Below are 11,483 nucleotides of genomic sequence, written 5' to 3' on the forward strand. Positions count from 1 at the left end.
GCCCCGCGCCGCCGGCGAGCCGCCGCGAGCGCCCGCGCGCGGCTATGCCTCTATCCGCTCCAGCACGAGCGCGGGCGCCTCGGCGGGCGCCGGGCCGATCCGGAAGGCGGCGCGGACGCGATCGGCCGCGGCCCGCGCGTCGTCCGCCCGGCGCGCGTGGATGCGGGCGAGGGGCGCGCCGCGGTCCACGCGATCGCCGCGCACCGCGGCGAGCTCGATCCCCACGGCGGGGTCCACGCGCTGGTCGGCGCGCGTCCGCCCGGCGCCGAGCGCGACCGCCGACAGGCCGATCTCCAGCGGATCGACGGCGGCGACGTAACCCTCGTCCTGCGCGGCGACCTCGACCACGACGGGGGCGCTGGGCAGCCGGCCGGCGTCGTGCACCACGGCCGGATCGCCCTTCTGCGCGGCGATCATCCGCGCGAGGACCTCGGCCGCCGCGCCGCTCGCGATGGCGGCCTCGAGCTTCGGCCGCGCCTCGGCCGCGCTCGCCGCTGCGCCGCCCGCGATCAGCATCTCCTCGCCGAGGGCGAGCGTGCACGCGACGAGGTCGCCCGGCCCGCGGCCGTGCAGCACCTCGATCGCCTCGCGGGTCTCGATGGCGTTGCCGACGGTGCGCCCCAGCGGCGCGCTCATGTCGGTGAGCAGCGCGGAGACGCGCTTGCCGGCCGCCGTCCCGACGCGCACGAGCGCGGTCGCGAGGGCGCGGGCGTCGCCGAGGGTCTTCATGAACGCGCCGCGCCCGACCTTGACGTCGAGCACGAGCGCGTCGATGCCCTCCGCGAGCTTCTTCGAGAGGATGCTGGCGACGATGAGCGGGATCGACTCGACCGTGGCGGTCACGTCGCGCAGCGCGTAGATGCGCTTGTCCGCGGGCGCGATCCGCGCGGTCTGCCCGATCATGCACGTCCCCACCTCGCGGACGATGCGCGCGAACGCGTCGGCGTCGAGCGCGACGTCGAACCCCGGGATCGCCTCGAGCTTGTCGAGGGTGCCTCCGGTGTGGCCGAGGCCGCGGCCGGACACCATCGGGACGGGGACGCCGCAGGCGGCGACGAGGGGGGCGAGGCAGATCGAGACCTTGTCGCCGACGCCGCCGGTCGAGTGCTTGTCGACCTTCCGTCCGGGCACGCCGGACAGATCGAGGACGTCGCCCGAGTGGAGCATCGCGCGCGTGAGCGCGACGGTCTCGGCGTCGTCCATGCCGCGGAAGAAGATCGCCATGAGCAGCGCGGCCATCTGGTAATCGGCGAGCTCGCCGTCGCTGAGGGCGCGGACGATCCGCGCGATCTCGTCCTCGGACAGCCGCCCGCCGTCGCGCTTCTTCGCGACGAGCTCGACAAGGGTCTGCATCGGCGTCGAGCTTACCCGGGTTCGCCCCTATTTGTCCCTGGCGCGGGCCCCCCTATGGTCGGCGGGAGCGCGCGGACCGTCCCCGCAGGAGAGCGGACACGGCGTCGGTCACGGTCGCGCGGGAGAAGGGAGCCGCAAAGGGCCTCATGAACAGCCTCCTCTACGCCCGGGCCCAGATGGGCCTGTCGCTGGCATTTCACATGATCTTCGCCGCCGCCGGGGTGGCGTTGCCGCTGATCATGGTCATCGCGGACGCGCTCTGGCACCGGACGGGCGATCGAGACTACCTCGAGTTCTCGAAGCGCATGGCGAAGGGGACGGCGATCCTGTTCGCTGTGGGCGCCGTGTCGGGGACAGTGCTCTCGTTCGAGCTCGGGCTCCTGTGGCCGAGCTTCATGGGGACGTTCGGAGAGGTGATAGGGCTCCCGTTCTCGCTCGAGGGGTTCGCGTTCTTCACGGAGGCGATCTTCCTCGGCATCTATCTCTACGGGCGCGGCAAGCTCTCGCCGAGGCTGCACCTGCTCTCGGGCGCGATGGTCGCGCTGAGCGGCGCGCTGTCCGCGTTCTTCGTGATCCTTGTGAACGCGTGCATGAACGACCCTGCCGGGTTCACGATGGTCGACGGGCGCCCGGCGAACATCGACCCGGTCGCGGCGATGTTCAGCCCGCCGTGGAAGCACGAGACGCTGCACGGCATCCTCGCGTGTTATCAGGCGACGGCGTTCGTGATGACGGGGATCCACGCGCTGGTGCTCCTGCGGCACCCGTCGAGCCCGCTGTTCCGCAAGGCGTTCGCGGTGACGCTCGTGGTCGCCGGGGTGACGGCGCTGGCGCAGCCGCTCGTCGGTCACTACGCGGCGGTGGAGGTCGGGAGGGGGCAGCCCGCCAAGCTCGCGGCGATGGAGGCGCACTTCGAGACCTCGGCCCGCGCGCCGCTCCTCGTCGGCGGCCTGCCCGACGTGGAGCGGGGCGAGGTCGACTACGCGATCGAGATCCCGGCGGGGCTCTCGGTGTTCCTGCACGCGGATCCTGACGCGGTGGTGCCGGGGCTGGATGCGGTCCCGCGGGACGAGTGGCCGCCGGTCACGGCGACGCACCTCTCGTTTCAGGTGATGGTGGGCGCGGGCTCCGCGATGGCGCTGCTCGCGGTGGTCGGGGCGGTGCTCGCGTGGCGCCGCAGGGGGATCCCGGATCAGCGCCCGTTCCTCTGGGCGGCGATCCTGGCGAGCCCGCTCGGCATCGTGGCGATGGAGGCGGGCTGGCTGGTGACGGAGCTCGGTCGCCAGCCGTGGATTGTGCGGGGCGCGATGCGCACGCGCGACGCGGTGACCCCGTTCCCGCACCTCGCGGCGCCTTTCTGGACGTTCACGGCGCTCTATGTCTTCCTCGGCGTGGTGGTGGTCTACCTGCTGGTGCGCCAGCTCCGCGCGGCGCCGCTCGGGGTGACGGGCGGCGGCGGCGCGCGGCTCGGGGGGACTGGCGGCGGCGGCGCGCCGTTCGGGGGGACTGGCGGCGGCAGCGCGCCGCGCGCGTCCGGGGGAGGCGAGGCCGATGCGCACTGAGTGGTTCATCGGCGGGGTGATGATGGCGGCGCTCGTGCTCTACGCGCTGCTCGGGGGCGCCGATTTCGGCGGCGGCGTGTGGGATCTGCTCGCCTCCGGCCCGCGGAAGCGGGAGCAGCGCGCCCTCATCGAGCGGGTCATCGGCCCGATCTGGGAGGCCAACCACGTGTGGCTCATCCTGGTCGTGGTGCTGCTCTTCACCGCGTTTCCTCCCGCGTTCGCGGCGATCTCGATCGCGCTGCACGTCCCCCTCACGCTGTTCCTCGTTGGCGTCGTGTTTCGCGGCTCGGCGTTCAGCTTTCGCAGCTACGACTCCCGGGGGGATCGGCGGCAGAAGCGCTGGGGGTTCGTCTTCTCGCTCGCGAGCGTGATCGCGCCTGTGCTGCTCGGCATGATCGTCGGCGCGGTGGCGTCCGGGCGGATCCGGGTGGCGTCGGGGGTAGTGACGAGCGGCTTCTTCGCGCCGTGGCTCTCCCTGTTTCCGTTCGTGGTGGGGCTGTTCGCGCTGGCGCTGTTCGCGTTCCTGGCGGCGGTGTACCTGACGAACGAGGCGAAGGAGCCTGCGCTGGTCGACGATTTCCGGCGGCGCGCGCTCGTCTCGGGCTGCGTTGTGGCGGCGCTCGCGCTGGCGTCGTTCGCGGCGTCGTTCCGGGGCGCCCCGCTCATTCGAGAGGGGCTGACGGATCATCCGATCACGTGGCCGCTCCACGTCACGACGGGCCTCGCGGCCACCGCGGCGTTCTTCGCGTTGTGGACCCGCCGTTTCCGTCTGGCGCGCTTCGCGGCGGCGGCGCAGGTCACGCTGATCCTGCTCGGCTGGGCGGCCTCGCAGTACCCGTTCCTGGTGGTGCCCGACGTGACGCTCGAGGGGGCGGCGGCGAACCCGAGGACGTTGCGATTGCTTGTCTGGGTGCTCGGCGTCGGATCCGTGCTGCTGTTCCCATCGCTGTACGTGCTCTTCCGCGTCTTCGGCAGCGGCCGGGCGGGGGCTGCGTCGGACGGCGACGACGACCATTGAGCCGGAGTGGGGCCGACGTACGTGGAAGTCGCGGTGGCCAAATCTGATGCACCACCTCGACCTACCCGCAGGAGAGGCGTGAGGACGGCTGGCTGAACAGTGGCTCTGTGTCCGTCCGGGCGCTAGGGGGCGATGGGGCGATGCTGGTCGCCCATTGCATTCCTGGGACCTGCAACCCGCTCTCGCGGCGCCCCCGAAAAAATGCGAACGCTTTCGCGGGCCTCCCCACGGCGGTCGAACCGTGTTACGCTCGAAGGCGCGAAGTTTCAGGATGCTTGTGGGGGAAGGAGCCCTGTAGAGATGGCGAACATGGCTAGATACCGTCGACACGCGATTGTGGGATTACTTGCAGCGACAGCCGGTGTGACGGGCTCGTTCGCCGCGTGCACGGACTCGTACCGTGAAGGGCTCACCGGCTCCGGCTCGGGCCCCACCGGGACCGGCGGCGGCGCCGGCACCGGCGGCGCGGGCGGGGAGGGGGGGAGCACGGGGACCTTCGGAGAGGGGGGGCGGTGCGATTCGACGTGCTCCAATGATCTGAAGAAAGTCATCAGCTGCAACGGCGTTGCGCTGGAGACTTGCGGCCCAAAGGAGGGCTGCGTCAACGCCGAGTGCGTGCCCAACCCGTGCGAGGCGGCGGAGAGGTCGAAGAGCTCGTATGGATGCGACTACTGGGCGTTGAAGACGGCCCTGATGCCGACCACCAAGGGCGCGTGCTTCGCCGCGATGCTCGCGAACACATGGGAGTTGCCGGTCAAGATCAACGTTGGACGCGACGGACAGCAGCTTCCGGTCGAAAACTTTGCCTACATTCCGACGTGGAATGAGGTGGAGAGCAAGGTAGATTACCAAAAATACAATGCGAACGACGGGCTTGCTGTCGGGCAGGTCGCGGTCCTTTTCCTTTCAAGGAAGTCTGCCGCGGCGAGCGTTGAAGACTGTCCCATGGAGGGAGCTCTCAATCTGGACAGCGGTGTGGCAGGGACCGGACGCGGAAGCGCGTTCCACATCACGACGGACTATCCCGTCGTAGCTTATCAGATGCTTCCCTATGGTGGTGGGAAGGCGGCCTTTACCTCAGCGACGTTGCTTCTGCCTACGAGCGCCTGGGCAACGAACTATGTTGCGATCAATGGGTACTCGGAGTCGGAGTCAGTGTCACCAGAGGACTACGCGGGCGCGTACCCATCGCTGGCTATCGTCGCCCACCAGAACGGTACCGACGTGACCATCCTGCCGAAGGTCGACGTCGTGGGTGGCACGAACGTCGAACCTGCCAGCAGCGGGGTAGCGAAGACGTACACGTTGAACGCCGGCGAATTCCTGCAGATAACTCAGAAAGAGGAGTTGACCGGGAGCCCCATCGAATCGACCAAACCTGTGGGCGTCTTCGGCGCCCATGCTTGCATGGTCGTGCCGAACACCACCGGCGATTGCGATTCAGGACAGCAGCAGATAGCGCCTGTCAGGGCCACTGGCAACGAGTATGTGGGGGTTCGCTATCGGAACCGCATCGCGGATCGCGAAGAGTCTCCCCCCTGGCGAATCGTGGGCATGGTCGACGGTACGGAGCTCACCTGGAAGCCGTCCAAGCCGGAGGGCGCTCCGGATGTCGTCAATCTCGGCGAGGTATATCAATTTGAATCCGGTGAGCCGTTCGTCGTCAAGAGCCAGGGGGTGAACGCTCCGTTCTATGTTGGTCAATACATGACGGGCGGGGACGCGTACATGACGATCGGCGATCCAGACTGGATCAATGTGGTTCCGCCGTCTCAGTTCCTGGATTATTACGTGTTCTTTACAGATCCGACCTACCCGGAAACAAGCCTTGTCGTCACCCGTACGCGGTCGAAGGTGAATGGCGAGTTTGCCGATGTGGATCTGGATTGCGTAGGCACTCTCAGCGGGTGGAAGCCTATCGGCGACTACGAGTACACCATCGTCGACCTCACGACGGGGAACTTCGAGCCGGTCGGCGGCTGCGTGAACGGCCGGCACGAAATGCGGAGCGATCTTCCGTTCGGGGTCACGGTCTGGGGGTGGGGAGCAATCCAGCAGAATTACCGTGTGTCGTACGCTTACCCCGCCGGTGCTGGGTTCCTGCCGATCAACGACGTCGAGATACCTCCGACGGCAAACTAGTCGTGGCAGGTGTACCCAGCCTGCATCGGCATCAGCGATCGTTCCATTCTACAACGTACGACCGCCGAGCGATTGTCAGTTGGCCGAGCAAGCAGCCCTTTCTGCTCGAGCCAAGAGCGTCGGACACATTCATTCTGTGAAAACTGGGATGGCGCCTGCTTCTTCTGCTTGCGCAATACAAGGGACTGTGTTCCTCCTTGATTTCTATGGAAGCACGCAGGCGCGATGGCCATCTGTTCTCGATGAGCCTATCGATCGCGGTAATCATCTCCGTGTCCGGATGCGGTACGATCCTCGGCCTGGATGAGTTCTCTGATGCCGACCGCTCATCAACGGGCACCGGCGGCGGCGCGATGCAAGGATCCGGTGGTTCCGGTGGTGGAGCAGGGACGTTTGAGGCACCGACAATGCCGATCCTCCGGCTTCCGCTAAATGATGCATATGTAGGCACCATGCGGAAGAATGGGTCCAGGCGGCCCACGTTCGTGTGGGAGGCCTCGACGGTGGCGGGCGACGTGCCCATCGAGTACGAATTGCAGTACAGCAGCGATCCGGCGATGACTCACGCCGTGTCGGTCGTTACTGAAGAGGTCGTACACAGGCCGGAGGCGGACTTGGAGGGGTCGCTGCTTCCTCCTGCCGGCCAGCGTTACTACTGGCATGTGCGCGCTTGCTCGCAGCGGCGGTGCTCGGATTTTTCTCCTGCTCGCTGGATTAACGTTGGCCGAACCAAATGCGATTTCAATGCCGATGGGTTCGATGACGTCGCGGTGGGCGCAGTCGGTCTGACCACGACGGCAGGTGCGACCTATTTCTACTACGGGGCGGCTGAGTCTCAGTTTGGTGGGCAGCCCAGCGGGGTAGTTTTCAGCCCCGATGGGGCGGGGGATGGCTTCGGCGCTTCTCTTGCGTGTGCAGGGGATGTCGATGGAGATGGCTACGCCGATGTCGTCGTAGGAGCTCCCCGTGGGGAATCCGGCAAGGCGATCGTCTACCGGGGGAGCGGTCGTGACACCTTTCGCGGAGAGATCATCGCAACGCTTCCTGCTGCGGGGACTTACCTCGCCTCCGCCGGTGACGTCAACGCCGATGGTTTCGGTGATGTGATCGTCAGCAGGGAAGATCCTCCCTCCGGGTATCTCTATTTTGGCGGACCATCGGGGATCGAGAATCTGTCGAACCCCGTAATTTTGGAGGTCGACGTTGATGCGGGCACACAACTATCCGGGGTAATCGTGTCGGCGGCGGGAGACGTCAACGGTGATGAATTCTCAGATGTGATCCTGGCGGTCGCAGCTCATGGACTTCGCGTCATCCGCCTGTATTTCGGGCATCCAGGTCAAGGGTTCGATGTCTCGCCGGCCGTCGAGCTTGAGGCGCCCCCTGACGATCCCGAGTTCTTTTCGTCGATCGCCGCGGCGGGTGATGTTAACGGTGACGGCTTCGGAGATGTTATCGTTGGGTCTTCAACGGCCGATCGCGCATACCTCTATTGGGGCGGCCCCGAAGGCATAGCCTCTACCCCGGATGTCACGCTTGTCGGGGGAGCCCGTACTCGCTTTGGTACTGCTGTGGCCTCGGCGGGTGACATGAACATGGATGGCTTTGACGAAGTGGCTGTGGGGTCGTCTGACGCTGCATCTCGTCCAGGTGTCGTGTATGTGTACGAGGGCGGCCCTGGGGCAGCGTTTGATGGTGTGCCAGATGTTGCGATGTACAGGCCTGGTGACACGCAGCGGGGCTTTGGTAGCGTTCTGGGCTCGTCCGGCGATGTGAACGGCGACGGCTACGCGGATCTCACGGCAGGGGCTCCGTTTGCCAGTGTCGCGTATATATACTTCGGAAGGTCGGATCTCGTGGCTACTCCGGAGGCAGACGCGTCAGTGTCGCAGCCTCATGACTCTAGCCGGCCCTTTGGCGTGGCGGTGACGAAATGGTGACGCTGTAACTGCTGGACCAGCGATGGCCTCTCGCTGCTGGTTGCTCAGCGCTTCGGGGTCGACCCGCTTGGTGCGTAGCTACCTGTGTTCTGGCTCCGGAGCGGCTCCTGGACTCGTCTGATCACTCTCCCTGGAGCTTTCTGGCGCAGCGCACGCCCTGGGTCCGGGTCGTGCGAGCTTCCCTGTTTCTGAACGCTGTATCGTAGAGCGGAGCGATGGCATTCCCGCCGCGAACCACGTATCCTGTTGAGCCCGAGCAGCCCTGGTGCGAGCAGTCCTCGCACGGCATCGGATAGTCTCCGCTGCAATCCAGGGTCCACTCCGAGACGTTTCCTAGCATATCGGCGTGGCCCCACCTCGCATCGCCGGACGGCGAGAACGAGCCAACAGGCAGGAACGCGGCGACGCTGCATCCGCTGGAAGAACCGTTCCCTCTGCACTCGTTGGCAGCGAACCCGCGCTCTCTCGACTCACCCCACGGATACATCCGCTGCTCCGCGCCGCCGGCGGCGGCGTAGTTCCACTCGGCCTCGGTGGGCAGGTAGCCCCCGTCCCATACGCAGAATGCGAAGGCCTCATACCACGTGACGCAATGGATCGGCCGGCGTTCGTTGGGGCCCGGCGCAGCGGTCCATGTCGGGTAGTAGTCGCATTCGAGCTGTGCTTTGAGCTCCTCGGTGTTTGCAGAGAGCGAGGATGTCCAATCGAACTTCCACCCGCTACTGGTCACACCAGGGCGCTCCCCGGCTCCGAGCGCCGGGGGATCCCTCTGCGTCCCCTTCAGCGCCTCCACGAACGCCCGAAATCGCCCTACCGTGACCTCGTATCTGTCGAGCCTGAAGTCGCTGACGGTGGCTGGATAGCTCTCATCATTGCTCCGGTAGAACGTTCCTCCCGGCACGACGTCAGCGGCGCAGCAATCCTTGTCCCGGTCGGCCCCGCAGCTCACTCCCGTACCAGGCGCGTCGCCGCCCTGGCAGCTCGTCGGGACGCAGACCCCGTCGCGGCACCCCGGGAACGGCGTCGCGCACGGCGCCTCCTCGACCCACGCGCCCCCGTCACATCGCCGCGGTTTCTCACCGGAGCACCCGCGCTCGTCCTCGGTGCATGGTACACATCGGCCCTTTGCACAGACTGGCGTCTCTCCGCTGCAAGGCCGCTGGTGAACCCACTCCCCGTCTGCACACTGCCGGGGCGTATCGCCGACGCAGTCGCGCTCGGCCTGCGCGCAGCCTCCGGCGCCCGAGCTCGAGGCGCTGTCGCCGCCGGCTCCGCCTCCCCCAGCACCCGCCCGCGGAGCGTCCTTGAAGTCGTCAAGCCCGAGCACCAGGCCGCAGCTCGTCATCCCGGCCGCAATCGCCAGCGGAGCCATCCGCGCGCCCGCGCCGAAGCCCGTTCGCCGCTCTTTCACCGTCGCCACGCGGCCCACGCTACACACCGTGCTGAGGACGCGGAAGCACCGCGCGCCAAGCCCGCCGCCCCAACCCCGCGCGCCCTGGACACAGCCGCCCGCTTCCGCGGCGGTCCTCGCACCTCCTGGTTCGACCCAGGAGACATCCTCCCCCGGCCCGAGTAGTCTCCCGCCCGGACGCCGGCCCGCATGCGGCGGAACGCCCGCGTCAACCTCGTTTTTCGAGCGTTGCTTGGAGGACAGCTCACCGTGATGGATCGACGAAACCTGCCGGGCCGTGCGCCGCGACGCCCGTCGCGCCTTCGCTGCGCGCTGACCGCAGCGGCCCTGGCCGCACCGGCCCTCGCCGCGCTGGCGCCCTCCGCCGCCCGCGCGCAGGACCGGACCTTCTACCTCGATCGCCTCAGGATGGCCGGCGCCCCCGACGACGGGATCGGCGTCTGGCGCCCGCACATGGGGGAACGGACGCGCTTCTTCGGGCAGCTCGGGCTGGGGATGTCGGTCCACCCGCTCCGCGACGACAACTACGTTGACAACCTCGCCATCGAGGAGCGGGTCGAGGGCGACGGGCCCGTCACCTCCCAGCTCATCACCTACCTGAACGCGGGCGTCGAGATCCTCGGCCGCGGCGCGCTCCAGGTCTCGTTCCCCATCGTCCTGTTCCAGGACGGCAACCAGACCTACCACCGCGAGCTCGGCCTCAACCAGAGCGTCGACCTGAAGACCGCCACCCCCATGGACCTCCGGGTCGACGCGCGCTTCGTCGCCCTGGAGCTCGACGAGCGCCGCTTCCGGCTCGGCCTCACCGGCGCGGTCTTCGTGCCCATCGGCAACAACTACTCCTTCGCCGGCGACCGGGGCGTTAGCAGCTCGTTCGGCCTCGGCGCCGAGTACGACTTCAAGGATTTCTTCGTCACCCTGAACACCGGCGTCGCCATCCGGCCGCGCGTGGCGATCAACGAGCTCGTCGTGGGCAGCGAGCTCACGTACGGCGTCGGCGGCTACGTCCCGCTCCTCGACGGCAAGCTCCGCCTCGGGGCCGAGATCTTCGGCTCGTTCGGCCTCCTCAAGGAGACCGCGGGCGAGCTCGATGCCTCGCCCATCGAGTGGCAGCTCAACAGCAAGATGTTCCTCACCAAGGACAAGGCGGTCTACGTCGGCGCCGGCGTCGGCACCCGCATGAGCGGCGGCTACGCGCCCGATTTCCGGGGGGTCGCCCTCGTCGGCGGCTCGTTCGGCATCGCCGACTCCGACGCCCGCTCGCCCGGCTTCAACTACGTGATCACGGCGGAGAAGGACGCCGACGGCGACGGCTACCCCGACGTCATCGACCTCTGCCCGGAGGACCCCGAGGACGGCAAGCAGCCCAAGCCGAGCGACGGATGTCCGGACATGCCCGACCGCGACGGCGACGGCATCCCGGACGTCGTCGACAAGTGCCCGGACGACCCCGAGGACAAGGACGGCATCGACGATCGCGACGGCTGCCCCGAGGAGGACGCGGATCAGGACGGCATCCCCGACGCGCAGGACAAATGCCCGAAGGAGCCGGGGCAGGTCGTCGTCGAAGACCCGGAGAAGAACGGCTGCCCGTTCTACATCCGCAGGATCACCGGCTCCGCCGAGATCGAGATCATGAAGCAGGTCGAGTTCGAGTTCGACAGCTCCAGGATCCTCCCGCAGAGCTATCCGATCCTCGACGAGGTCGTGCGCCTGCTCAAGGCGAACCCCGAGATCAAGCTGCTCAGCATCGAGGGGCACACCGACAACCAGGGCACCATCGACTACAACGACCGGCTCGCGCACAACCGCGCCATCGCGGTCAGGGTCTACCTGATCAACAAGGGCGTTCAGTCGGAGCGGCTCACCTCCGTCGGCTATGGCTCCCGCCGGCCGCTCCTGTCCAACGACACGCCGGAAGGCCGGCAGCGCAACCGGCGCGTCGAGTTCCATATCAAGTCGCAGACGATCGAGGGCCGGTAAGCTCCAGCCGGAGCGGCTGGCCGATCCTCCCCCCGGGATCAAGCGACGTTTGCGTGCACGTGCCCCGGCATGTG

Annotated in this window: 7 protein-coding genes; 5 read left to right on the plus strand and 2 right to left on the minus strand. The window is 67.6% G+C overall.

Features of this window, described 5'->3' with window-relative positions; translation table 11 throughout:
* Positions 1-42: 42 nt before the first annotated feature.
* Positions 43-1,353: a thymidine phosphorylase gene (locus WMF46_RS13195; RefSeq protein ID WP_437985936.1), complete on the minus strand. Its 1,311-nt coding sequence runs from the start codon at positions 1,351-1,353 to the stop codon at positions 43-45.
* A gap of 146 nt (positions 1,354-1,499) precedes the next feature.
* Here WMF46_RS13195 and WMF46_RS13200 point away from each other — a divergent pair, with 146 nt between their 5' ends.
* The 4 genes from WMF46_RS13200 to WMF46_RS13215 all read left to right on the plus strand — a co-directional run bounded on the left by WMF46_RS13200 (position 1,500) and on the right by WMF46_RS13215 (position 8,015).
* Complete coding sequence (locus WMF46_RS13200; RefSeq protein ID WP_437985937.1) at positions 1,500-2,915, plus strand: cytochrome ubiquinol oxidase subunit I; 1,416 nt, start codon at positions 1,500-1,502, stop codon at positions 2,913-2,915.
* Complete coding sequence (locus tag WMF46_RS13205; protein ID WP_437985938.1) at positions 2,905-3,933, plus strand: cytochrome d ubiquinol oxidase subunit II; 1,029 nt, start codon at positions 2,905-2,907, stop codon at positions 3,931-3,933. Before WMF46_RS13200 ends, WMF46_RS13205 begins: the two co-directional genes overlap by 11 nt.
* Before the next feature lie 300 nt (positions 3,934-4,233).
* Positions 4,234-6,075 (plus strand): IgGFc-binding protein, encoded by a 1,842-nt coding sequence (locus tag WMF46_RS13210; protein WP_437985939.1) that lies wholly within the window; start codon positions 4,234-4,236, stop codon positions 6,073-6,075.
* 206 nt (positions 6,076-6,281) lie between these two features.
* Positions 6,282-8,015 carry an integrin alpha gene (locus WMF46_RS13215; protein WP_437985940.1) on the plus strand — a complete coding sequence of 578 codons (1,734 nt, stop codon included), beginning with the start codon at positions 6,282-6,284 and terminating at the stop codon, positions 8,013-8,015.
* Positions 8,016-8,136: 121 nt separating this feature from the next.
* Here the strand turns inward: WMF46_RS13215 and WMF46_RS13220 are convergent, their stop codons facing one another.
* Complete coding sequence (locus tag WMF46_RS13220) at positions 8,137-8,964, minus strand: formylglycine-generating enzyme family protein (RefSeq protein WP_437985941.1); 828 nt, start codon at positions 8,962-8,964, stop codon at positions 8,137-8,139.
* Between the two features lie 714 nt (positions 8,965-9,678).
* On the opposite strand from WMF46_RS13220, the gene WMF46_RS13225 reads away from it, so the two are divergent.
* A complete protein-coding gene (locus tag WMF46_RS13225) occupies positions 9,679-11,409 on the plus strand; it encodes an OmpA family protein (RefSeq protein WP_437985942.1) in 1,731 nt (576 codons plus the stop codon).
* The last annotated feature ends 74 nt before the right edge of the window (positions 11,410-11,483 follow it).

The sequence above is a fragment of the Sorangium sp. So ce117 genome (genome assembly GCF_051524395.1).
Classification (GTDB): Bacteria; Myxococcota_A; Polyangia; order Polyangiales; family Polyangiaceae; genus Sorangium; species Sorangium cellulosum_B.